22 protein-coding genes are annotated in these 24,344 nt (G+C 38.4%); 11 read left to right on the top strand and 11 right to left on the bottom strand.

Annotation, left to right across the window (positions count from 1 at the left end):
* Positions 1 to 1,128, bottom strand: a complete 1,128-nt coding sequence (locus tag FHS59_RS02340) for an NAD(P)/FAD-dependent oxidoreductase (RefSeq protein ID WP_184492802.1) — start codon at positions 1,126 to 1,128, stop codon at positions 1 to 3.
* A 79-nt stretch (positions 1,129 to 1,207) separates the two neighbouring features.
* On the opposite strand from FHS59_RS02340, the gene FHS59_RS02335 reads away from it, so the two are divergent.
* Positions 1,208 to 1,687, top strand: coding sequence for an Mpo1 family 2-hydroxy fatty acid dioxygenase (locus tag FHS59_RS02335; RefSeq protein WP_184492801.1), 480 nt, complete (start codon positions 1,208 to 1,210; stop codon positions 1,685 to 1,687).
* Here FHS59_RS02335 and FHS59_RS02330 read toward each other — a convergent pair.
* Complete coding sequence (locus FHS59_RS02330) at positions 1,681 to 3,969, bottom strand: patatin-like phospholipase family protein (RefSeq protein ID WP_184492800.1); 2,289 nt, start codon at positions 3,967 to 3,969, stop codon at positions 1,681 to 1,683. The two genes, FHS59_RS02335 and FHS59_RS02330, sit on opposite strands and share 7 nt — an antisense overlap.
* A 217-nt stretch (positions 3,970 to 4,186) precedes the next feature.
* On the opposite strand from FHS59_RS02330, the gene FHS59_RS02325 reads away from it, so the two are divergent.
* Positions 4,187 to 4,684 (top strand): DUF4494 domain-containing protein, encoded by a 498-nt coding sequence (locus FHS59_RS02325; RefSeq protein ID WP_184492799.1) that lies wholly within the window; start codon positions 4,187 to 4,189, stop codon positions 4,682 to 4,684.
* Positions 4,685 to 4,734: 50 nt separating this feature from the next.
* Here FHS59_RS02325 and FHS59_RS02320 read toward each other — a convergent pair whose 3' ends face one another.
* The 3 genes from FHS59_RS02320 to FHS59_RS02310 form a co-directional block, all read right to left on the bottom strand.
* Positions 4,735 to 5,763: a DUF6515 family protein gene (locus FHS59_RS02320; RefSeq protein ID WP_184492798.1), complete on the bottom strand. Its 1,029-nt coding sequence runs from the start codon at positions 5,761 to 5,763 to the stop codon at positions 4,735 to 4,737.
* A gap of 18 nt (positions 5,764 to 5,781) precedes the next feature.
* Positions 5,782 to 6,513, bottom strand: a complete 732-nt coding sequence (locus FHS59_RS02315; RefSeq protein ID WP_184492797.1) for a DUF2092 domain-containing protein — start codon at positions 6,511 to 6,513, stop codon at positions 5,782 to 5,784.
* 68 nt (positions 6,514 to 6,581) lie between these two features.
* The gene (locus FHS59_RS02310; RefSeq protein WP_184492796.1) at positions 6,582 to 7,190 is read right to left on the bottom strand and encodes an HD domain-containing protein; all 609 of its coding nucleotides are present in this window, start codon (positions 7,188 to 7,190) and stop codon (positions 6,582 to 6,584) included.
* A gap of 71 nt (positions 7,191 to 7,261) precedes the next feature.
* Between FHS59_RS02310 and FHS59_RS02305 the strand changes: the two genes are divergently transcribed.
* A complete protein-coding gene (locus FHS59_RS02305) occupies positions 7,262 to 8,332 on the top strand; it encodes a PAS domain-containing protein (RefSeq protein ID WP_184492795.1) in 1,071 nt (356 codons plus the stop codon).
* A gap of 42 nt (positions 8,333 to 8,374) precedes the next feature.
* On the opposite strand, the gene FHS59_RS02300 is transcribed toward FHS59_RS02305, so the two are convergent.
* Positions 8,375 to 9,247, bottom strand: a complete 873-nt coding sequence (locus FHS59_RS02300) for an SDR family oxidoreductase (RefSeq protein ID WP_184492794.1) — start codon at positions 9,245 to 9,247, stop codon at positions 8,375 to 8,377.
* Positions 9,248 to 9,438: 191 nt separating this feature from the next.
* Here FHS59_RS02300 and FHS59_RS02295 point away from each other — a divergent pair, with 191 nt between their 5' ends.
* A complete protein-coding gene (locus FHS59_RS02295; protein WP_184492793.1) occupies positions 9,439 to 10,248 on the top strand; it encodes a hypothetical protein in 810 nt (269 codons plus the stop codon).
* A 105-nt stretch (positions 10,249 to 10,353) separates the two neighbouring features.
* Here the strand turns inward: FHS59_RS02295 and ahcY are convergent, their stop codons facing one another.
* Complete coding sequence (ahcY, locus tag FHS59_RS02290; RefSeq protein ID WP_184492792.1) at positions 10,354 to 11,673, bottom strand: adenosylhomocysteinase; 1,320 nt, start codon at positions 11,671 to 11,673, stop codon at positions 10,354 to 10,356.
* Positions 11,674 to 11,755: 82 nt separating this feature from the next.
* Positions 11,756 to 12,517, bottom strand: a complete 762-nt coding sequence (locus FHS59_RS02285) for a biotin--[acetyl-CoA-carboxylase] ligase (protein ID WP_184492791.1) — start codon at positions 12,515 to 12,517, stop codon at positions 11,756 to 11,758.
* 58 nt (positions 12,518 to 12,575) lie between these two features.
* On the opposite strand from FHS59_RS02285, the gene rsfS reads away from it, so the two are divergent.
* The 4 genes from rsfS (at position 12,576) to FHS59_RS02265 (ending at position 16,722) form a co-directional block, all read left to right on the top strand.
* Complete coding sequence (rsfS, locus tag FHS59_RS02280; RefSeq protein WP_184492790.1) at positions 12,576 to 12,923, top strand: ribosome silencing factor; 348 nt, start codon at positions 12,576 to 12,578, stop codon at positions 12,921 to 12,923.
* 64 nt (positions 12,924 to 12,987) lie between these two features.
* Positions 12,988 to 15,057, top strand: a complete 2,070-nt coding sequence (ftsH, locus tag FHS59_RS02275; protein WP_184492789.1) for an ATP-dependent zinc metalloprotease FtsH — start codon at positions 12,988 to 12,990, stop codon at positions 15,055 to 15,057.
* Between the two features lie 61 nt (positions 15,058 to 15,118).
* On the top strand, positions 15,119 to 15,895 hold the full coding sequence (locus FHS59_RS02270; RefSeq protein WP_184492788.1) for a UDP-2,3-diacylglucosamine diphosphatase: 777 nt from the start codon (positions 15,119 to 15,121) through the stop codon (positions 15,893 to 15,895).
* The gene (locus tag FHS59_RS02265) at positions 15,892 to 16,722 is read left to right on the top strand and encodes a hypothetical protein (protein ID WP_184492787.1); all 831 of its coding nucleotides are present in this window, start codon (positions 15,892 to 15,894) and stop codon (positions 16,720 to 16,722) included. The genes FHS59_RS02270 and FHS59_RS02265 overlap by 4 nt, the downstream gene beginning before the upstream one ends.
* Before the next feature lie 33 nt (positions 16,723 to 16,755).
* Here FHS59_RS02265 and FHS59_RS02260 read toward each other — a convergent pair whose 3' ends face one another.
* The 3 genes from FHS59_RS02260 to FHS59_RS02250 form a co-directional block, all read right to left on the bottom strand.
* Positions 16,756 to 17,613 carry an inositol oxygenase family protein gene (locus FHS59_RS02260; protein WP_184492786.1) on the bottom strand — a complete coding sequence of 286 codons (858 nt, stop codon included), beginning with the start codon at positions 17,611 to 17,613 and terminating at the stop codon, positions 16,756 to 16,758.
* Between the two features lie 38 nt (positions 17,614 to 17,651).
* Positions 17,652 to 19,229, bottom strand: coding sequence for a solute:sodium symporter family transporter (locus FHS59_RS02255; protein WP_184492785.1), 1,578 nt, complete (start codon positions 19,227 to 19,229; stop codon positions 17,652 to 17,654).
* Positions 19,230 to 19,361: 132 nt separating this feature from the next.
* Complete coding sequence (locus FHS59_RS02250) at positions 19,362 to 19,787, bottom strand: FKBP-type peptidyl-prolyl cis-trans isomerase (RefSeq protein WP_221444429.1); 426 nt, start codon at positions 19,785 to 19,787, stop codon at positions 19,362 to 19,364.
* Positions 19,788 to 19,970: 183 nt separating this feature from the next.
* Between FHS59_RS02250 and FHS59_RS02245 the strand changes: the two genes are divergently transcribed.
* From FHS59_RS02245 to FHS59_RS02235, 3 genes are all read left to right on the top strand, one after another.
* The gene (locus tag FHS59_RS02245; protein ID WP_184492784.1) at positions 19,971 to 21,353 is read left to right on the top strand and encodes a sigma-54-dependent transcriptional regulator; all 1,383 of its coding nucleotides are present in this window, start codon (positions 19,971 to 19,973) and stop codon (positions 21,351 to 21,353) included.
* Positions 21,343 to 22,686, top strand: a complete 1,344-nt coding sequence (locus FHS59_RS02240) for a sensor histidine kinase (protein WP_184492783.1) — start codon at positions 21,343 to 21,345, stop codon at positions 22,684 to 22,686. Before FHS59_RS02245 ends, FHS59_RS02240 begins: the two co-directional genes overlap by 11 nt.
* A gap of 119 nt (positions 22,687 to 22,805) precedes the next feature.
* Positions 22,806 to 24,332 (top strand): glycosyltransferase family 39 protein, encoded by a 1,527-nt coding sequence (locus FHS59_RS02235; RefSeq protein WP_184492782.1) that lies wholly within the window; start codon positions 22,806 to 22,808, stop codon positions 24,330 to 24,332.
* The last annotated feature ends 12 nt before the right edge of the window (positions 24,333 to 24,344 follow it).

Genomic DNA, 24,344 nt, shown 5'->3' with positions numbered 1-24,344 from the left:
TTATTTTTCAGAAATCAGCTTAGAAATCTCTTTTCCAACCTGCCAGCCAATGGCAACTCCCATTCCTCCAAGTCGAACGGCGATGGCACCTTTTTTTCCTACCGATTGAATAATAGGAAGTTTCTTATCACCAAATGCCATAATCCCTGTCCATTCATACTCCCATTGAATTTCTTTTGCCGGAAATATCACCTTTTGAGCAAGATCTGACAGATGGGATTTAATTTTTGGATTGACAGAAAAGTCTATTGAATTCTCTCCTTCAAAATCTATATTTCTTGCTCCCCCCAACAATAATCTCCCATCGATTTTTCTAAAATAAACATAGCCTTTGTCCATGTGAAAGCTGCCTTTCCAAGGTATTTCAAAGTCCAGTTTCTTAGACACCAAAACCAACCCTCTTCCAGGTTCAAGTGGAGTTTCCGGCAACAATTGCTTGGTAAAAGCATTGGTACAAATGGCTACCTGACTTCCTGTCAGCTCAAAAGTTTGCTGTTTCCTTTGGTCACTTAATTTGAGAACACCAGTTTCCACATCTACTTCTTCTACATTCACTCCAGTAAACAACCTCACTCCTAATTCTCCTGCTAGTTTCCAAAGACAACTCAGATACTTCCCCGGATCCAGTTCACCCTCAAATTTATTTTGAATCACACTTTTTACACTTCCAGCAAAACCGAATTTCTCTTTATTTTTGACCTCAGAAAAAACATCCTCTTTAAAAAGCTTTTTGAGCATCTTATTTATTCCTTCCAATTGGTCCAACGCACCTAATTGATCATCACTCAATAATTCATAGCCCTTACTAGCCTGGTATCCCAAAGCTTTATCACCGAATTTTTTTCTGATTTGTTGAAGTCCTTGGTGTCTTTTTTTGACTAATGACAAAACCTCTTCTTGGTTCATGTGCCATAAATCATCCAAGATTTCCGTTAAACTTCCAAAGCAGGCAAATCCTGCATTTTTAGAACTAGCTCCTGAAGGGAATATACCTCGCTCCAGCACTGCAACAGAGGCTTTTGGATGCTTTTTTGCAAAGTGAATTGCCGTAGATAGACCGACAAATCCTGAACCGATCACTATCAGATCATATTTCAAAAAATTCTTTTGTTCCCAATAGCTAAACATTTTCTATTCACTTTATCTGAATGATAACTAGATTTATTAATTTGAATATTAAATCTAGTTGAATTAATCCCAAAATACCATGAGGAAAATAGATGCTTTGCTATATGAGTATGGTTTAAGCCATCAAAATCAAACTAACAAGTTGATTCATTGGATTTGTGTCCCGTCAATTTTTTTCAGCATAGTGGGTTTGATTTATTCGATCCCTGCTGAAAGCATTCATCAATTCCTTCCGTTTTTAGAGGGCTTTGCCAATTGGGCCACTTTTGTTTTGGTAATCGTTTTGATTTATTATGTCTCGCTTTCGCCTCCTTTGGCATTGGGGATGTTCTTTTTTTCTGCCATGTGTATGGCTCTAGCTAATTTTATCAACATTTCATTACCCGGTAAATTATGGTTGGTTAGTATAGGAATTTTTGCCTTAGCTTGGGTTTTTCAGTTTTGGGGACATAAAATAGAGGGTAAAAAACCTTCATTTCTAAAGGATGTCCAGTTTCTATTGATCGGGCCAGCTTGGCTCATGCACTTTGTTTACAAAAAAATCGGCATTGCTTATTGAATTGAATCAGGTTCTGAAGTTGGACTTTTGATTTCAAAAATCTCTTCTAATCTTTGAATACTCTTCTGATTTTTCTTTGTAAAAATACTTGCCAAAATAGATTTCTTCTCTCGGGCCGTGAGTCTCCAGTTTAAAGAAGCTCGCTGCATAGTCTCCTGGCTTCCGCTCAGTTCTTCCGCCTGAACTTTCTCAGGGGCATATTCAAACTCTACCTTTTCCACATCAAATGGCATTGATTCATCCATGTAATTGAATAATACCTCATTTTGGATTGTCTGGATATTGTCCCAGTTGGAATAGATATTTTTTAAAGGAACAAAGATTTTCTCAAGAATTTTGGGAGGGGTAGTCGGAGGTATTTCTGTGGATTTTTCAGAGTCTCGGATAGTTATTAAAACCACACCAGAGGTGTTTTCATAAATCCACTTTTGGAATACATACATAAATCGAAGTGCATCCTGAATTCCAAAATTATCAGAAAGCCCTGTATCCATCACTTCCATGGTAGGGATTGAGGGGAGTTGGATGTTTGGAGTTATAAATGGAAAAGTAGCACTCATCCTCAAAGCTGATAAAAACCTTAAATTTTGAGGATTATGGTCCTGAAAAAATCGGATAAAATCAACGGATTGTTTTTTCTCATCCATCCCAGTTCTATCCAGCATAGAGGTGCCCAGATATGACATAGAGTTTGGTGAAATCACCAATTTTCGCCCATCATTTGTGATCAATGTAGTCACTGGGAGCATCGGAATTATTGCTTTACTCTCTGGTTCACGATATGCCGAAATCGGCTTATCCATGATTCCTTCAGTATTAAGGTTTAATTGATTCTCAAAAGCAAAACCCCGGTCTTTCAAATATTTAAAACCTCCATAGTCAAAATATTGATTTCGGATTAATAAGTCGTTTACTAAAAGTGTAAAAATAATAGGGTTGAGATTATCTGCAGAAATCTGATCCAGGTATTTAGGATCTTTTGGATCAATCGTTTTATCAGATTGAGACCTAAGATAAATTTCCCTGAAAAATGCTTCACCTATCACTCCTCCAGAAGCACCAGTAAACAGTTCTGTATGCTTAATCACCTCACCATCCTGAATCTTATAAATGGACTGAAGCACGTGGAGAGTCCACAATGCAGCCCTTTGTCCCCCTCCACTTGCCGCAATCAATACCAGTTTTGGTTTTATCTCATCTGGGAATTTTGCTTTCCAATTTGTTAAAATTTCAGTGGTTTTTTTTCTGTCTTTTGCCACTGTATCTGGATGAAGTAATTGATCCAGACGTTGAAGGTTGTATAATTCAGGTTTGATCTTGTAATTCAAACCAAATGCTTCATGAGGTCTGTTTAAGAATGAAAAATTAGAGAAGTAATTCAATAAGAAAAGTGCTGCAATAACGACCGGTGTGGACCATTTTCTTAACCAAAAACTGACCGCCCCAACTAACATCACTAATATTGCCAAGAGCAAAGTCGCACTCATAGCGGCGGGTAGCTGAAGAATTGGCTTTTCCTTAAAAAATCCCAGAAACAAGACAAAAAGAATCAAAAAGACCTGAATTAGAAATAAATTCAAATGGTTTTGATCAAAAACCCTTAACAGTTTTGTTCCTTCGAACCTGGAAATATCAGGCCTTACTTTTTCCAATCCCAAGCGGAGATTTAGGAAATACAAAACCTTGTCTTGTTTAGTTTTTAGCTCTTTATATTGGCTGATAACGTTAGCTCGAGTCAATCTAACTTTTCGAAGTCTCTTGTCCACAGAACCCGCAAAAAGGATAAAAAAGTCTTTGTTTGTAATGGCGAAATAGCCAAAAATTAGAGCATAAGTCAGGAGACTTCCCCCTGCAAAACCCAAAAAATATCTGACCACTATCCATTCTGAATCTAGGTCGTTTCCTAGCTGAAAAAGGATAAACCGGATACAATAGATCAAATAGAAAACAGTTGGGATGATCGAGTTATTGATGCAATAATGGATGAATGGTTTTGGTAAAACCGCCAGAAATTTAAACTGACTGCCATCCATTATATAAGTGGTCATGTGAAAAGCCATAGTCAATACGGCAAAACCAATTCCCACCATCATGAAACTGATCCAAGAAACCTGATGAAGGTATTCAGGATCTAAAAAAAGAAATGGAATCCCTAACACCACACCAAATTTTTCCAGAATAATGCCTAAAAGCATAATCCAGATAAAAATTAGAGCTAGGTTTTTTCTAAAGTGAAGTAAAAGAAGTTGTACTGGAAAACTATACCAGATTTTATCGCGCATACTCAACTATTTCGTTTCAATTTACAGTTTTTATCAAACCCTCACCAATTCATTTCAATAGAGTGAAAAGATTTTTCAACAGATTTTAGCCATCTAAAACATCGGTCTAATTATCAACCACTTAGTTATTATTGATTTTTTAGTAGGGTACTTTTAACATGAAACATATGGTTCTTCAACCGATAAGATTTAGATTCACGATTTAATAAGAAGAAAGATGAGAACTTGGTTTTTGTGTAAAGTAAAATACGCTAAGGAAAATGAAGAAGGGTTGTTGAAAAACATCTCTGAGCAATATTTGGTGGATGCAGTATCATTTACTGAGGCCGAAGCAATAATTTATGACCGTTTAGGATCTCAGATCCGTGGAGATTTTCAAATCACTGGTCTGAGTAAGAGTAATATTGTTGATGTTTTCTACTATGAGGACGCTGACATCTGGTACAAATGCAAGATTTCCTATTTAGTATCTGATGGAGAAAGTGGGAAAGAAAAGAAAGTAACTCAATATATGATCGTTACTGCTTCTGATATCAAAGAAGCCTTCGATAGAATTCAGGAAAGTTTAAACAACATGCTGGTTAGCTTTAGAGTACCAGACATCGTAGAAAGCCCAATCGTTGAGGTATTCCCATACGAAAAGGACGAGGTGGCAGAGCAATTACCAGAAGGTAATTTCAGACCTTTATCCGAAGTTAAAGCAGATGAAGAATAAATAGAAAAGGCCTCAATTGAGGCCTTTTTCATTAAAATCAAAACTCTTCTTTATTCTTCCACTTCTTCCACTTGCACAATTTCATACATATCTTTCCCATCTTCCTGTACTGGCATATAGTAGGTATCTCCAATTTTCACATAAGTTTGATCTCCTACTTTAACTTCTTCACCGCCGTCTGGTAGTGCATCGACTACTGCCCCTGCAGGTGGAGGAACCACCGTGTACCCACCATCACTTTTTTCATAAAATGTCCCACCATAATAGTAATTATTCACTGTAGGGCTCACCTCCACTTCTTTTGATTCCTTCGGAATAACTTTTACAGTTGCCCCTTGAGGAGCTTCAACTACCACATACCCGTCATCAGTTTCTACATAAAATACCCCTTCATCATAATTATAGTCTTTATCATCTACCGAGACTACTATAGCAGTTACGGCTATTGTAGCAGCCAAAAAGCCCCAAGGATGCCAAACTGGACCCCAATAAAATGGAGTATAGGGATGATAATAATAGGGTCTGAACCAGCTAAAGCCAAATCCTCCCCAAACATAAGGAGGTCTAGGATATGGTCTATATGGAGGCCTATAAGGTCTATAATTCCTTACATTATTGTTTCTAATATTGACGTTATTCCTATTGTTTACATTGATATTAACATTGTTATTGTTAACATTTACATTGTTTCTTCCGCCATTCCCAATGTTATTTCTACCTCCATTTCCAACGTTGTTATTTTTAATATTGGCAACTTTACTATTATTGTTGTTTTTGGAAGTCACTCTATTAGAACCTCCATTTAGGGTAGGTTTGTTGCTTGAATTTTTCGGTCGTGAAATTTGGTTGCTCGAAGATCTCGAATTGTTTCGGCTTGCAGTAGGTCTGCTGGTCGCAGGTCTACTAGTTGTAGTAGGCCGATTCATTTGTCTCGAAGGAGCTTGTCGAGTGGTAGCTGGTCTTGCAGCTGCTCTCCCCCCTCCCCCTCTCATTCTTTGAGCATTGGCAAGCTCAGTCGACATCATCAAACTTGCAATACCAATCCCCAAAACCCATATTTTAAATTTTAAAGTTTTCATAACAATATTTTTTAGGGGTTAATTTTGTGACATCCAGGTGATTTGCTTTGCGCCTGGAGGAGGAGAAAATTCAAAAATTGTATCCGGATATTCTGAATTCAATATCCAATTTGAAAAATCAGTCTGATGCTGATGCGCATATGCTCCATCAAAGTAAGTAATGACAGTTTTCATTGGCAGAAAATAATTATCATTCGAAACCCAAATTTGTACAGTCATAGAATCATTGCTCCCAGCAACATGAAAAGCCGGCTTACCATTGATCTCAGCCATTCCTAAATACTCGACATGGTCCATGTTAGAAACAAAATCTTCAGAAAAACTAGGATACAAAAAGTCAGCGGTCGTCAACTCTATTCCAAAATCCTCATAAAGCCAATCAATCGTTTCAATCAAATTATCCGGAGCATCTGCCACTGTATATATGTTGTTTTTGAATGAAAAATAGACAACTTCCTCCCCATTGTAGGAATATTGATCTTCTTTATTTTCACCATGGATCCTTACCGAAAACTTATTAGGACCCTTTATTTTTACATCAGTTTTGGAAAACACCTTGATAAAGAAATTTTCTGCATAAACCACATCCTTGGACATCTCCGAGGTAAAACCTACAGAACCCAATTCTCCAAAAATTGAGCTCATTCTATCTAAAATCATGATTGCGGTGGTATCCACTATTTTTTCTTGTGCTTTCACCAAAAAACTGAAGAAAAGAAGCATAACCACTAGGCAAAACCTTTTTGTCATAAAATTTAATTATTAGTGAAAAATCTTATCAATTTAAAAAATTCTTACATACTAATTAACCTAATTCATTATTCAGTTGGATTAATTTGATGATTAATTACAAATCTAATCAAATCTTCCATGCTCATCTTTGCTCTTTCGGAGGCATCTTGGATATCCTCCCTGCTTACCTGAGCAGCAAAGGTCTTATCCTTTAATCGCTTCTTGACACCCTTTACTTCCATACCTTGGTAACCTGTGGGCCGCATCAAGGAATAGGCGTGGATAAAGCCACTGAGTTCGTCAAATGCATAAAGCATTTTATCCATTTCCGTCTCTGGTTCTACACCAAAGTATTTTGGCCCGTGTGAGGCGATCGCCCGAATGATTTTTGGATCAATTTCTCTTTTTTCAAGTTCTTCAATGATTTTCTTACAATGCTGATCTGGCCATTGATCCCAATCAGCATCATGGAGAATCCCTGCCAAATACCATTGATGTTGAATTTCTTCAGAATAGCCCTTTTGAGCAGCAAAACTCTTCATCAAATGTCCAACCTGTTTCATGTGAACTTTCAGTTTTTCATTTAAAACCCATTCATCTAAAAGTGAGATTGCTTCCTCCTTTGAAATCACATTTCCTTCATTTGTGGGATTTCCGAATTCGCTTCTATTAAGATTTAAATCATATTCAATCATTTCATATATGTTTTTATGTATTTTAAATAATATTTAATGTAATTAGTGATATTTTATTTTACATTTGATCAATGATTAATACCAAAGCCTTAGAAGTTTTAAGTCAATTAGCGATCACTTCGGAGTATTTTATGCAAGTGACCTTTGATAGAACTGGACTTGTTCTTAGTTCCGATTCTGGCATTGGGCCTATTCCATCACTCTTTGAAAAGACTAAAAAACCTGTACATTTTTCAGATTGTTTCCTTTCAACCGATTGGGTAAAATATGAAAATAATAGAATAAAAGCTTGGAACAACCACCACCAATCTTTTATGGTTGACCTTCAAAAAATCAATTACCCACCAGGCAATTTGTTAAAGACTAAATGGGAATTTTTCTTCATATCGGAGGATTTTGGAACCTGTCTAGGATTGGGGCATCCGGTTGATCCTTTAAAGCCCTACAATATCAAGCTGGGAGATTTCATGGATAACGATGAATCTTCCTCTGAAATCATCGACACTATATTAGAAGATAAATTGCTTGGATTCTGGGAATTCAATCCTTTTGATAAAGTCAACACCATTAGTTCCGGATTAGCTCAGGTCCTAGGATATACTGAATCAGAAATAGAAACCCTTGGCAAAATCACATGGGAGAAACATATTCATCAGGAGGATTATCATCTTTTAACTTCGGACTTGACAAATCATTTTAGGTCAAGTGGCAGTATTCCTTTTAAAAAAGAATTTCGATTGATATCAAAAAGAAACCAGACCATTTGGGTCGTAGCTTTTGGTAAAACTATTCAATGGAATTCCGAAGGAAAGGCTAAAAAGGTCCAAGGAATTATCTTGGATATCACAGAAAAAAAGAAACAGGATCTATGGATGAAAGAACATCAGTTTTTCCTGAAAGAACTCGCCTTTCAGCAGTCTCACACACTGAGAGCCCGTGTAGCAAATATTTTAGGGCTAATTGATATTCTGGATATCGAACAACAATCAGTAGAATCCAAAAGAATAGTCGATATCATCAAAAAAGAGACGGTTCAATTGGATCAAGCTCTTAAAAAGAACATTAAAGAATCTGTGAATCAAAACAAGAATTTTGAGGCAGAGCCAAGCAAGACCTCTTTAAGAGACACTAAGAATTCCTGATTTTCCATTTAGCTTTTAGATAGCCCCAAACGATTTTGGGGCTCATGGCTTTTTTCCCCTGGAAGCCTCCATCATGTCCCACATTCCCTCAGGTATTTGATCCAAATTATTAAATTCCCCAGCTCCTTTCAGCCACTCTCCTCCATCTATGGTGATAACTTCACCATTGACATAAGAAGAAAAATCGGAGACAAGATATGCGGCTAGATTAGCCAATTCCTGATGCTCACCAACCCTTCCTACAGGTACTTTCTTTGCTGGATCAAACTTTTTTACCAAATCACCTGGCAATAATCGACTCCAAGCCCCTTCTGTTGGAAATGGCCCTGGAGCAATGGCATTTGATCGAATCCCATATTTCGCCCATTCCACTGCCAATGACCGAGTCATCGCTAAAACTCCCGCTTTAGCAGCTGCAGAAGGCACTACATATCCTGAACCCGTCCAAGCATAAGTAGTCACTATATTTAGAAATACTCCAGGTTGCTTCTCTGCTATCCAATATTTACCCGCTGTCAGGGTTACTTGAGAAGTTCCTTTTAGAACAATATCCAAAACAGTATTAAAGGCATTGGTAGAAAGCCGCTCTGTTGGACTGATGAAATTTCCCGCGGCATTGTTTAAGACCACATCAATTTGACCAACAGCTTCAATTGCCTTTGCCCACATCTCTTCCACTTGTTCAATCTCACGAACATCGCATGCCAAAGGAATAACCTTTCCTCCCTTTTGGGACATCATTTCATTGGCTGTGTCTGTCAATACATCCAATTTTCTACTGGTAATTATAATGTTTGCTCCTAATTCCAAAAAATACTCCCCCATTGACCTGCCTAAACCGGTCCCTCCTCCAGTAATTAATATATTTTTACCTTCCAAAGCTCCATCGCGAAGCATACCGTTTAAATAATTCATAAATATTTTGGATTCATTCTAAGCCAAGATAGGCATTCGGCCTAGTAATTGAAAGGAAGTTTTCGAATCGAAAAGTTTTTGATTTTGTCCTATCAATTCTTAAGAGATCAAGAATGAAACATGAAAACGCAATGGAAAAACCCCTTGTCTTTCTTGATTCAACTGGAGTTTTAAATGAAATAATTAGACCAATGAAAAGATTCCACTTTTTCTATATCCTAATTCTAGTCCTTTCATCAAGCTGTCAAGAAGACGCGGATAAAGTAATTGGTACAGATCTACCTCAGGAAGCTTTGCAACTATTCGAAACCTCTAAAGCATGGAGCGAAAGTCTTTATTTTGGCCTTCTTAGTTTTGAAGAATACCAAGCCATGGATTCTACAAGCACATTACCGGGATGTCCATCACTCCTAATAGAAGATGATACTAAGAAAGTGATACTTGATTTTAATTCTGAAAACGAATGCGATCAATCTGGCACCTTAACTAGGTCTGGCAAATTGATTTTAGAATTTTCTATTAGTAGTACACCTACTGCAAATTGGGCGATGTCGTATGATAACTATTCCTTCGAAGGAGATACAATTCGCGGAATTAGAAATTTCTCTTCGGAAAATGGAAATGAAATAACAGAGTTCTTCAATCCTCTAACGATCAAAACCCAAAAGGATCTGACTACCAAACTGACAGGGAATCTTAAGCATACAAAAGCGCCTTTGATTTCAAATTCTATTGGAATTATGTCAGGTGGAACCATGGAAGGAATGAATCCTGTGGGAAGGGAAATTTCAATTGATATCCCATTTGATAGGTTAATGCTAACCACTTGCTTTCAAAAAAATGAATTAATCCCTGTTGCCGGAACTGAAACTTGGACTATTGGGCGTGGAGTTGGAAAACAGGTCACTCACCAGTTAACATATGAGTTGATCGATTCTTGCCAAGTGGCTGCAAATGTACTCCTACCCGACGGAAGGCAGCTTTTGCTTAACCCTGAATGAAATTCTTTCCAAAAAGAAAATAGCACTCAATTCTAAACCCCTATTGATCTTGCAAAGGCATAAAAAAAGGCAGCTTTAAAGCTGCCTTTTTAATGTTTGATACTTTTAGTATCTGTAATATTCTGGCTTAAACGGCCCTTCTACCGTTACACCGATATATTCTGCTTGCTCTTGAGAAAGAGTTTCTAACTCAACTCCAAGTTTTGACAAATGCAATGCAGCAACTTTTTCATCTAAATGTTTTGGAAGAACATAAACTCCTGGCTTGTATTCATCCGTATTTTGCCAAAGCTCCAATTGAGCCAAAGTCTGGTTGGTGAAAGAATTGGACATTACAAACGATGGGTGACCTGTAGCACAACCTAAGTTCACCAAACGTCCTTCTGCCAAAATGATCACTTCTTTTCCATCCAAATCATAAAGATCTACCTGAGGTTTGATCACATTTTTAGTATGGCCATAGTTTTTATTCAACCAAGCCATATCGATTTCATTGTCAAAGTGTCCGATGTTACAAACGATCGCTTTGTCTTTCATTGCTTTAAAGTGCTCTCCGGTAAGAATATCTTTATTACCAGTTGCAGTTACAACGATATCCGCATCTTTTACAGCATCCACCATTTTCTTCACTGCGTATCCATCCATAGCTGCCTGAAGCGCACAGATTGGATCAATCTCAGTCACAATAACTCTAGCACCAGCACCTCTCAAAGAAGCAGCAGATCCTTTTCCAACATCACCATATCCAGCAACAACAGCAACTTTTCCAGCCATCATCACATCTGTAGCCCTTCTGATAGCATCTACCAATGATTCTTTACATCCATATTTGTTATCAAATTTAGACTTGGTAACAGAATCATTCACGTTGATGGCAGGCATTGGAAGAGTTCCATTCTTCATTCTTTCATACAATCTGTGAACACCAGTAGTGGTTTCTTCAGAAAGTCCCTTAATTCCAGCAACCAATTCAGGATATTGATCTAGAACCATGTTGGTCAAATCACCACCATCATCCAAAATCATGTTCAATGGTTGACGATCTTCTCCGAAGAATAAAGTTTGTTCGATACACCAGTCAAATTCTTCTGCTGTCATGCCTTTCCAAGCATATACAGAAATACCAGCAGCAGCGATAGCAGCGGCAGCATGATCCTGAGTAGAAAAAATATTACAAGATGACCAAGTCACTTCAGCACCAAGTTCCACCAACGTTTCTATCAAAACGGCAGTTTGAATGGTCATGTGAAGACAACCCGCAATTCTTGCATTTTTCAATGGCTTAGAAGCTCCAAACTCCTCACGAAGAGCCATTAAACCTGGCATTTCTGCTTCTGCCAATTTGATTTCTTTTCTGCCCCACTCCGCTAAAGAAATATCTTTAACCTTGTACTTTACGTATTTTTCAGACTTGATTTCTGACATATTATTGATAGTTAACGAATTAAATTCTCATAAAAACTTCGGCAAAGGTACCGCATAAATCTTTAAATCTAAAATTCAGCGGCTATTCTAAGAAGACAACTTCTTTCAGATCAAACTCTCTCAATCCCCTTGTTTCATCTGCAATCTGCAACTTTCCAGAATCATCGACTCCCTGGATTTCTCCAAGGAATTCATTTCCATCAGATTGAAAAGCAGCTTTTTGATTCAACAAATACAAATGGCTTAAATATTCTCTTCTGATTTCATGGATTTTCCCTTTTTTCAACTTCAAATAACTTTGCTCTATTCTGGTGATGATCAATCTAAAAAGCTCATTCAGGTCAAAATTGTTTTGGGATATTTTTGCCAAAGAAGTAGCCTTGGGATTTGAAAAAGAAATCTGGTTGACATTTATGCCAATTCCGACCACAGAATATTCCCAGGAACTTCCAGTCAAAATATTTTCAATTAAGACTCCCCCGATTTTCCCAAACCCAGGAACCACAATATCATTCGGCCATTTTACTTTGGCGTTTGGAATATAATCGTCTAAAAAACTCCTGATCCCTATTGCAATGCTCATATTGAGAAAAAACTGTTCGGAGATATCCAGAAAATCAGGTTTTAAAACCAGTGACATGGTCAAATTTTTCCCAGCTTCAGAAACCCACACATTTCCTCTTTGTCCCTTTCCGCTCGTTTGGTGACCGCAAATAACGATAGTCCCTTCTTTAGCCTGACTTTTCCTGACCATCTGAAGAGCTATGTCATTGGTAGAATGACAGTCTGGCAGGAAATGCACATCTTTCCCCAAAAAAATGGTGTTGGCAAGAATTTTATACATAAATTTTAGATTCTCTGGAAATCATCAATATTCCAGTTCATAAAATTAAAACAATAATATGACAGCAGAAGAGCTGAGCAAAGTAATCGTCAAAGGGATGGAGGAAAAAAAAGCTTTCGACATCATTCTGATGGACTTACGAAATATTAAAAATTCAATGACCGATTTTTTTGTGATTTGCTCCGGCAATTCCGATTCACAATTAGATGCAATCTCAGATTCTATCGAGGAGCATGTCATCAAGGCAGGAGACAAAGGTCCTTGGCGAAATGAAGGAAAAAACAGCAAAAATTGGATTTTAATGGATTATGTGAACGTAGTTGCTCATATATTCCTTAAGGAGAAGAGGGAATTTTATGGCTTAGAAGAATTGTGGGGAGATGCAAAAGTCACCCGAATCAGCTAAAATGTCTCAAACTTTAACCATTCTATTCCGTTTTACTTAAGTTTACAGAATTACCCATTAAGCGATGAGCGATAAAAATAAGAACAAAAAATTTGTACCAAAGGCACCACAGCAAAAGCCAAATTTTCAACTTTGGTTGATCATAGCAGCTGTTTTGGTGCTTCTCGGCCTTACCTGGATTCAGCAGAGGTCCTCTGTAGTAGATATTACACAGAAAAAATTTGAGGATATGTATTTGGCTGGCGACGTAGCAAAAGTCGTAATGGTCAAAAATATGGAGCGGGTAGATATCACCTTGAAGCAATCTGCCCTTGCTGAACCAAAATATAAAAATGAATTAGAATCTAATTCTACACTTTTCAACCAGTCAGGTCCTCATTATTCCTTTCAGGTTGCCTCCGTTGATAAATTTGCAAATGATTTTGATGCTCTAAAAGAACAGGCAGATCCTGCAAACAGAATTGATTTAGAAGTTTCTACTGAAGAAAACTGGACAAGCTACTTCGGCAGCTTTGGTTTCTTGATCCTCTTATTTGTCTTCTTCTGGTTTATGATGAGAAGAATGGCAGGCCCATCTGGTCCAGGAGGTCAAATATTCAATGTGGGTAAATCAAAGGCACAATTATTTGATGCTGAAAACAAAGTCAAAATCACTTTTGACAATGTGGCAGGTCTGGATGAAGCCAAAGAAGAAATTCAGGAAATTGTTGAATTCCTTAAAAACCCAGGAAAATTCACCAAACTAGGTGGTAAAATCCCGAAAGGAGCTTTGCTTGTAGGACCTCCGGGAACAGGTAAAACTTTGCTTGCTAAAGCTGTGGCAGGTGAAGCTGGAGTTCCATTCTTTACTCTTTCAGGTTCTGACTTTGTCGAAATGTTCGTCGGTGTTGGTGCTGCCAGAGTAAGAGATTTATTTAAGCAGGCGAAAGAAAAAGCGCCTTGTATCATCTTCATTGATGAGATTGATGCCATTGGTAGGTCTAGAGGAAAAGGCCAAATGCCGGGTTCCAATGACGAAAGAGAAAACACGTTGAATTCTCTTTTGGTAGAAATGGATGGTTTTGGTACAGATTCAGGCGTAATCGTTTTGGCTGCTACCAACAGACCAGACGTATTGGATAGTGCCTTATTGAGAGCGGGTCGATTTGATCGCCAGATCTCCATTGATAAGCCAGATATCGTAGGAAGAGAAGCGATTTTCAAAGTTCACTTGAAGCCAATCAAAACTCATGCGGATGTAGATCCTAAGAAATTGGCAGCGCAGACTCCAGGTTTCGCTGGAGCGGAAATTGCAAACGTATGTAACGAGGCAGCTTTGATCGCTGCTAGAAGAAATAAGACTGCTGTTGACATGCAGGATTTCCAAGATGCGATTGATAGAACTATCGGTGGTCTTGAAAAGAGAAACAAAATTATCTCTCCAGAGGAGAAGAAAATTGTTGCTTATCACGAAGCTGGTCACGCAGTGGCAGGTTGGTTCTTAGAGCATGCTGATCCATTGGTAAAAGTAAGTATTGTACCAAGAGGTATTGCAGCTTTGGGCTACGCCCAATATTTACCGAAGGAGCAATTCCTTTACCAAACAGATCAGTTGGTAGATGAAATGTGTATGACTTTGGGAGGAAGGGCAGCTGAAGAAATCATCTTCAATAAGATTTCAACAGGAGCATTGAGTGACTTGGAAAGAGTGACAAAGATGGCTTATTCGATCGTTTCCATTTATGGAATGAATGATAAGATCGGGAATGTCTCCTTTTATGATTCCAAAGGAGATGGCTATAAAATGACCAAACCTTACTCTGAAACAACTGCTGAAACCATCGATGAAGAAGTAAGACAGTTGATCCAAAAAGCCTATATCCGAACCAAGGATTTGCTAACACATAGAATCAAGGAATTGGAGATTTTGGCTAAAGAACTTCTAGAGAAAGAGATTCTATTCCAGTCTGACTTGGAAGAATTGATCGGTAAGAGACCGTTTGAAAAGGAAACTACCTATCAGGCTTACACCAATAAAAAGGAAAGTGCTCCTGTTCCGGTGATTGATCAATTAGAAAATCCAACCTTGGATCCGGATGAAAATACTGCGGATGAGCAAAATTCAGTCACGGAAACGAAGGAAGAAAATTCATAATAATTAAAGCCCCTTCTCAAAGGGGCTTTTTTTTTAATCCTATCCCCGATTATCTTTAATCATGCAAGCCGCGTCACTTCACCTCGAACTTGAAGGTAAAAAAGTATTTTTTGCCTCAGATTTTCATTTGGGCGCACCAAATTCCGAAACCAGTAAAATTCGGGAACGAAAAATAATCCGATGGTTAGATAGTATCGAAGAAGAAGCTGCAGCAATATTTCTGGTGGGAGATCTTTTCGATTTCTGGTTTGAATACGGTAAAGTCATCCCAAAAGGATTTATTCCTTTCATTTCCAAAATCTCCCAACTAAGAGACAAAAACATTCCTGTCTATTTTTTTACCGGAAATCATGATTTATGGATGAAAGGGTATTTCACGGAAGAATTAGGAATCCCGGTTTTTCATGAACCAATAGAGTTGAAAATAGGGAATGTCTCCATGATGGTAGGTCACGGCGATGGACTTGGACCTGGAGACCACAAGTATAAATTCCTTAAAAAGGTATTCGTGCATTCCTTATCCAAATGGCTTTTCAAATGGCTTCACCCGGATATCGGAATCAAAATCGCCCATGCCTGGTCAGGCCACAGCAGGATCACAAACATAGAAAAGGATGAAAATCGTTTTTTAGGAGACGATGAATGGCTTTGGGCATACTGTAAAGAAGTCGAACAAACCCATCATCACGATTTCTACATCTTTGGTCATAGGCATTTGCCCTTAGAACTTGAAGTGGGTGAAAACTCCACATATTTCAACTTAGGAGAATGGGTCAGTCAATACACCTATCTTGAATTTGATGGAAATAAGCCTATTCTAAAAACATTTGAAGGATGAGGTTTCTGTCAGTTTTTCTGCTCATAGCTTTCCCTCATTTTTCTTTCAGCCAAGAGAATAATGTTTTGGATAAAGCCATTTCAGAAATTACTGTTTCAAACTTAGACTTGGTTTCATTTGATACGAAAGATCAGATTTTCGCCAGTACAAATTCTGGTGATATTTACCAATTCCAAGCCAGTGGAAAACAGTTGAACTTGTTTTCTCCAACAAGGCAAGGTCGATTGCAACAGCTAGAAGCGGCTTGGACTGTTAATATTTTCAGCTTTTCCTCAGACCTTCAGGAATACCGAATCTTGGACAGGTTTTTAAATCTCCTGTCCGAAAATGGGTTCTTTCAGGCAAATATCAACTTGGCCAAAGCAGCTACTCTTGGGAACAATAATATTATCTGGGTTTGGGATGAATCCGACTTAAACCTCAAAATCCTCGATTACCGCCGAAATACTGTCATTCAATCTCAACCATTAAACATCATTCTGAATCCTGAAAAACTTGAAGTCACGGAAATCAGAGAGTTTAAAAACAGACTTTTTATGAATGTAAAAGGAGAAGGTATTTTTATGTTTGACAACCAAGGCAACTTTATCAAAAAAATCAACTTGGTCACCGACCAAAGGCTTTGCTTCTACAATGAAAATCTTCTTTGGCTTAATGGAGAAATGGTCATGGCTATCTCTTTGCAAAACCAAGAAAAGATAGAGATCGGCTCAACAGGTGGAAAAGACTTTGAAAGTATTTCAATAGGTCAAGAAAAGATCGCTTTAATTACCCAAGATAAAATCAAGGTTTTCGACATCCCCGTATGGATCAAAAGCTTACAATAAAAAAACCAAAGAGCGATCTTCGGTTTTTTTGAATTAGAATTTCAATGTATCCGGAAGGAACTTCGAAGCCAGATCTTCATAATACGGCCGTAATTCTTTCACATTTGGCGGCACAGCTGCTTTCGAATAGAGATCGTAAGGATTAAACTTATCCACCCATTTAAACAGCTGATGGTCATCTTTATTCATCAAATGAGCATAAGCATTTTCTCTATGCTGGGCATAAAAACTATGATACCGTAACATTGCCAAGCCCTCTTCTGGAAGGTAATCCTTCATAATCTGATAGATGTATTCATCATGTCCCCAAGACATATGAACATTATCAAGACCGCAGTTTGGTTCGTACACTCCATATTTTGTATTGAATCTTGGATCTTTGCTGTCCGGGTTTTCTTTGAAAAACTCAGGATAAACAATTTTATCTGAATGCTGGCAGCCAACAGGAAAGGTATCCCCTACCACACACCACTGAGGTTCACCAAAAAGACATAACACCTTGCCTAGGTCATGAAGAAAGCCTGTCAAAACAAACCAATCTGGATGTCCATCAGCACGAATTGCCTCAGAGGTTTGGAGTAAATGCTGGGTTTGATCCAAATCAGTATCAGGATCAGAATCATCAACGAGTGTATTTAGAAATTCCACTGCCTCCCAAAGCGTCATTTCTTTCTTATCAAACTTGAGAAACTCTTTTTCTTTCCCTAAAACAAAATCATAGGTTTGATTCAGGTGGTTGATTCTATAGAATTCCTTCACGGTTTCCCTTTGAGGATCTTCGTAATTTCTAAATTCTTCTTTCGCTTTTTCCGGCTTTCCATTTTCCGGATAGCGTTTCAAAAGATCCTCTTCCCAGAGTTCTTCCATTTGATGTGGTGTCACTTCTTTCATTTGTCGAAATTTACTTTAAAATAAAGATTTTCATAAGATTAATTCCCTAGCCAGATATAAATCAGGATTGTCAAAACCACTAAAACCAACCCCAGAAGTTTCGCATATTTCCAAGGATGCAATTCTTCTGGACTAATATCCGAAGGCTTAAATTTATTGGTATTTGGATAGAAATAGGACACCGAAAACATCACTGCCATATTCAACAAAAACTCGATTCCCCAAATATGAACGAAATGAATGTCCACTTGGAGAATAAATACGGTTAAAACATAAAATCCCAATCCCACAAATAATCCGGCTTTGGCTCCTGCAGCAGAAATCTTCGGTAGAAATAAGCCTGCGATAATGATCGATGCGATTGGGATAAAGAAAATTCCGTTTAGCTGCTGCAAAAGCTGATACAATCCATCTGGAGCTCCTGCGACCATCGGTGCTGCCAAAATCGCACAAATGGCCAAAACTATGGAAGTCACTTTCCCAACCCAAACCAATTCCTTGTCAGTGGCATTCAGCTTCAGGTGTCTCTTATAAATTCCCAAACTGAAAATTGTGGCAGTACTGTTCAGCACACTATTAAATGTGCTTAAAACTGCTCCCATCACCACTGCAGCAAAGAATCCAGTCAAACCTACTGGCAACACTTTTTTAATCAATTCAGGGTAAATCAAATCCTGATTATCATAAAGACTATCTCCGAAATAATAAAACCCAATCACGCCTGGAAGGATAATTATCAAGGGAATAAACAACTTCAAAACTCCAGTATAAAGTAATCCTTTTTGGGCTTCAGCAAGGTTTTTAGCCCCAAATGCTCTTTGAATAATAGTTTGATTCATACACCAGAAATAAAGCTGGTTGATCATCAGACCGGTGAACAGCGTCTCAAATGGAAGGACTGAATCCCTCGCTCCTATCACATTAAATTTTTCGGGGGCAGCCTTATAAACCTTCGATAATCCCGCTACCATATTCCCATCACCGATATCCCAGAGCGCAAATCCCAAAACCAGTAGGCCTCCTAAAAAAAGACCAATTCCATTGATCGTGTCAGAAAATGCTACCGCCTTCAGACCTCCGAAAATGGCATAAATCGATCCGATGATCCCGATCACAATGACTGTTAACCACAAACCTTCCTGTTGACTGATTTGAAGCGTTTCTGAAACATTGAATATACTTTCCAAATTGATCGCTCCAGTATAAAGCACAATCGGAAGCAATGTCACGACAAATGATACAATCAAAAAAAGCGCAACGAGAGTTCTGGTGATTCTATCAAACCGATATTCCAAATACTGTGGAATTGTCGTCAATCCCATCCTGAGAAAACTCGGGATAAAATATAATGCCCCGATCACCAGTGCGATGGCCGAAGTGACCTCCCAAGCGATAATGATGAATCCATTTTTATAAGCTGATCCATTCATTCCGATCAGATGTTCAGTCGAAATATTGGTCAGCAACATGGAGCCTGCGATCACTAATCCAGTCAGGCTTTTTCCTCCTAAAAAATATCCGTCCTGTGTATCTAATTTATCTTTCCGAAGCTGATACCAAGAAAATATTGCTACAAAAGCCGTGAAGGCCAAAAATGAAATAATTGTCAGGGTCATGTTAATTGAGCGTATTAAGCAAAACTTAATATACTTCAGATAATTAAAAAATTGCTACCTGATCTATGCAAACGATTCCTGAAAACGAAAAAAGCCCAATCGCTTGGGCTTTTTTCTTTAGTTCTAATTGACTTATCCGATTTTCACCAGTTCAATGTCAAAAATCAAATCTTTTCCTGCCAACTGGTGGTTTGCATCCAAAGTGATTTTCGTATCATCAACATGAGTTACAATCACTGGCATTGGCTGACCATTTCCTCCCTGAAGAGTTAACTGCATTCCAATCTCAGGCTTGATATCAGCAGGCACTTGCTCCACTGGTACATCAATCATCATATCTTCCCTCTTCTCGCCATAAGCTTGAGCAGCAGGAATAGTCACAGTTTTTTTATCGCCAACAGCCATTCCATCAACAGCTGCATCAAATCCTTGAATCATTTGACCCGCCCCAACAGTGAATCCAAGTGGTTCTCTGTTCGCTGAAGAATCAAAAACACTTCCGTCTTCTAACTTTCCGGTGTAGTGCACTTGCACCGCATCGCCTTTTTTAGCTTGCATGATATTTCATTTGGTTAAAGCACAAAGTTACATAAATCTTTTGGGCCTAAAAACCCGGACAGTTCTGTCCGATTTCAGTATAAAATCGTACATTTATGAACACTTTTGAAGTAAAAAATGGGTTTAAAGGCGCTAATCGGCCTTGGCATAATTTTCCCCTTATTATAGACCAAACAAAAAACCATGGAAAATCAAGATCTGGGAAGAATACTCATAATTGACGACAATGAAGATTTACTCTTTGCTGCGAAAATGCTATTGAAGAAGCACGCAAAAGAAGTATCTATAGAAAAAGACCCTAGAAGAATCCCTTTTTTGATCAACAATAATTCCTACGATGTCATTCTTTTGGACATGAACTTCCGGGAAGATACGACCTCTGGTAAAGAAGGATTTCATTGGCTGAAGCAAATCAAAGAAATTGATCCGAAAGCAGTAGTGATTTTGATTACGGCATTTGGCGATGTGGAAATGGCCGTACAGGCATTGAAAGAAGGTGCGACTGACTTCATTTTGAAACCTTGGCAAAACGAGAAATTGCTAGCTACCCTTTCTTCTGCAGTCAGACTCAAAGAGAGTTATAATGAGGTAGAAAAGCTGAACAAAAAGCAAAAGCAGCTTCAGTCTGATATGAAAAAGCCTTACAGCGACATCATCGGACAAAGTGCTTCTATGAAAAATATCTTCTCCATCATTGATAAAGTGGCTCAGACTGATGCCAATATTTTGATTTTGGGAGAAAATGGAACAGGTAAAGAATTGATCGCAAGAGCTATTCATGATCGCTCGCTTCGCAAAGATGAGATTTTCGTGGGTGTGGATATGGGAGCAATTACAGAAACCCTATTCGAATCAGAGCTTTTCGGGCATAAAAGAGGTGCATTTACGGATGCCAAAGACGATCGTGCCGGAAGATTTGAAGTGGCTGATAACGGTACACTTTTCTTGGATGAAATCGGGAACCTTTCCATGCCTTTGCAATCTAAGTTGTTGACGGTATTGCAAAAAAGAGAAGTCACTCGAATTGGTACCAACAAAGCAATTCCTGTTGATATCCGACTGATTTGCGCTACCAATATGCATGTGCATGAAATGGTGATGGAAAACACATTCCGTCAGGATTTGCTTTATCGAATCAACACGGTGGAGATCTTCCTTCCTCCACTTCGTGAAAGACAGGATGATATTCCGGTTTTGGCAAATCACTTCCTCAAAAACTACAGCCAGAAATACCGTAAAAATTTCACAGGTTTCAATGCTTCAGCAATGGACTTGTTGCAACGGTACAATTGGCCTGGAAATATCAGGGAATTGCAGCACGCCATCGAAAGAGCCATCATCATGGCCGAAGGTGAAGAATTGGATTCAAGAGATTTCTTCTTCCTTTCCTCTAAGCCTGCATCTGATAAAGCACCTGCCAACAACACCTTAAATCTCGATGACATGGAGCGAAGTACCATTCAGAGAGCGATTGATAAAAACGGAGGAAATATCTCCAAAGCTGCTAAAGAGCTCGGTTTGACCAGAGCATCTCTTTACAGAAGACTGGAAAAATATGGATTATAAAGTTGGCTTACTGGGTAGAATTGCCTTTCTAGCCGCTACCCTTTTCCTTTTGGCATACACAATTTTCAATGATTGGGGAGTCTTTATGATTTCCCTTTTCTTGATTTTGGTGGTGATCCAAATCATTTTCTTCCTGAAGTATTCGGAAAGCTCTTTTAAGAAAGTCCGGGTATTTCTGGATAATATTAAGCAAGACAAATACTCCCAACTCTATCCTGTCAAATTTGACGGGACGGAAACTGATGACCTTCATATAGAATTTAACGCCATTCTGGCAAAGCTGAAAGAAGATCAAGCTGAAAAGGAAGCCCAATACCAGTATTTCAGATCCGTTTTCAAACACCTGAGTATTGGCTTGATCACCTTTGGTGAAACTGGGAATATTCAAATCATCAACACTTCCGCAAAGAGGATTCTCGATGTAGAGGAACTGAAAAATATTGCCGAAATCGAAGGGATCAACAAGGAACTTCATTTGGCCATCCATAATTTGCGCACTGGCGGAAGTGAACTGATTAAAATCGCCCACCCTGACGGGATTATGCAGCTTTCCGTTTACGTGATCGAGTTGCTGATGCGTGGCGAGAAATTCAAATTGGTTTCTCTTCAAAATATCCAATCTGAACTTGAAGAAAAGGAAATGGAAGCTTGGCAGAATCTTGTCAAGATTTTGACGCATGAAATCATGAATTCCATCGCTCCTATTTCTTCCCTGGCAGGTACCATCAAAGAAGAAATCGAATCCAAAATGGACGATGTCAGCCTAGTGGGCCCATCAGACATGGAAGATTATCTGATGGGAATCAGCACAATCGAAAAACGAAGCCAAGGTCTGATCAATTTCGTTTCTGACTTTAGAAGTCTGGCACATATTCCGCCACCGAAGTTTAGCAGCATTGGCATTGCGAAGCTATTTGACCAACTCGAAGTACTTCTTGCCCATCAATTGGAAAGTAAAGGGATTTCTTTGCGAAAAGAGCTAAATCCGCCTGAGTTGATTCTATTTGGAGACCAAACCCAGATCGAACAGGTTTTGATTAACCTTGCCCAAAATGCTATCCACGCAGTCGAGGATTCCGATATCAAAGTGATCACATTTAGGGCATTTATAGATGAAGCTGGAAAAATCATTTTGGAAGTCAGCGATACAGGAAAAGGGATTGAAGAAGAAGCATTGAGTAAAATCTTTATTCCATTCTTTACTACAAAAAAGAAAGGTTCTGGCATTGGATTGAGCTTATCCAAGCAGATCATGCGCAGACACAAAGGCAATATCCAAGTGCGGTCAGCCATCGAGGAAGGAACAACTTTTAAATTGATTTTTAACGGATAGTCCGATAATTCAGAATGTTTAAATCAGAAAGCTAATAGATCCAAAACAGCCTTCTCATGAATCTTGAATAAAGAGTCAGAAAAAAACACTAATCGCCCCTTCCAAATTTTTATAACCAAATGAAGCAGCAAAATCTATTTTTATTCGGATTTATACTGATCAAGTTTGTATTACAGTATTTGCTGATTGACTCAGGTTACGATCTCCATCGGGATGAATTTCTCCATCTAGACCATGCTCATCATTTGGCTTGGGGTTATATTTCTGTTCCTCCAGTTACTTCTTGGTTCTCTTACCTTATTTATCTGCTGGGCTACACAGAGTTTTGGGTCAAATTTTTCCCCACTCTTTTAGGTGCCTTGACCATTACTTTGGTTTGGAAAACAATAGAAAGCTTTGAAGGAAATTTATTCGCTTGTTCACTTGCAGCTATCGCATTGATTTGTTCAGCATTGGCACGATTGAACCTCCTTTTCCAGCCAAATTCATTCGACATCCTTGCATGGACCTTTATCTTTTATACCCTGATCAAACACATCCAAACAGGAAAAAACTCTTGGCTTTATTGGATGGGAATTGGCTTTGGTTTTGGGTTTTTGAATAAATACACCGTCGTATTTTTGGGGATAAGTCTAGTCTTGGGACTCTTAATAAGTTCAGAGCGTAAGAGACTGAAAAACCCTCATTTCTATGGCGGGATCGGACTTGCACTACTTATAGCTTTGCCTAATATCATCTGGCAGTATCTGAATAATTTCCCAGTACTATGGCATATGCGGATGTTGAATAAATATCAATTGGTCAATGTGGACCGAATTGATTTTCTAACCGAACAACCTTTATTTTTCATCGGATCTATTTATATCCTTATCGCCGCTTTGGTGTCATTTTTCACTTATGCGCCATTTAAAAAGTATCGTTTTCTATTTTTTACTTTGGTAGCCACTTTGACCATTTTCACTTTTCTTCGTGCCAAAGCTTATTATGGCATTAGCCTTTACCCTATTTTCTTTGCCTTCGGATCATTATACTTAACTCATCTTCTAAAAGACGGAAGGAAGCGATATTTAAGACCTGTAGCCATCCTAACTCCTATTATCATTTTCGGGTTGATAATCCCTTTGGTATTCCCTATAAGACCTCCGGAAAAGTTAAAGGAAGTGTATAAAAGACATCCAGACTTGCAATTAACCCGTTGGGAAGACGGTGTAGATCACGATATTCCTCAGGATTTTGCAGATATGCTCGGGTGGAAGGAACTCGCTGCAAAAGTTGATCTCGCTTATGCCAAAGCACCTGCGGATGAGTACACTGTCATCATCTGTGACAATTATGGATTAGCTGGAGCGATTAATTTTTATACTAAAACCAAAGGACTTGAAGCAATCACCATGAATGCAGATTATGTCAATTGGATCGATTTAAGCAAAGAAATCAGAAATGTGATTTTGGTTCGGGAGGCTTCAGATGAAGTCAGCGATAGAGAGATTTCATTATTTGAAAAATCCGAAGAAATCGGAACCATCACGGATCCAAATGCTCGTGAATTCGGAACCATTATTCATCTTCTATTAGGAGCTAAAACTGATATTAATTCGATTTTGGCAGAAGAGATTAAAGAGAAAAGAGCAGAGTTAAAGGAATAGAAATCGAATTCA

Source organism: Algoriphagus iocasae (genome assembly GCF_014206875.1).
GTDB classification, from domain to species: Bacteria; Bacteroidota; Bacteroidia; order Cytophagales; family Cyclobacteriaceae; genus Algoriphagus; species Algoriphagus iocasae.
Note: the sequence above shows the minus strand (reverse complement) of the source record. Positions and strands in the feature narration are given on the sequence as shown.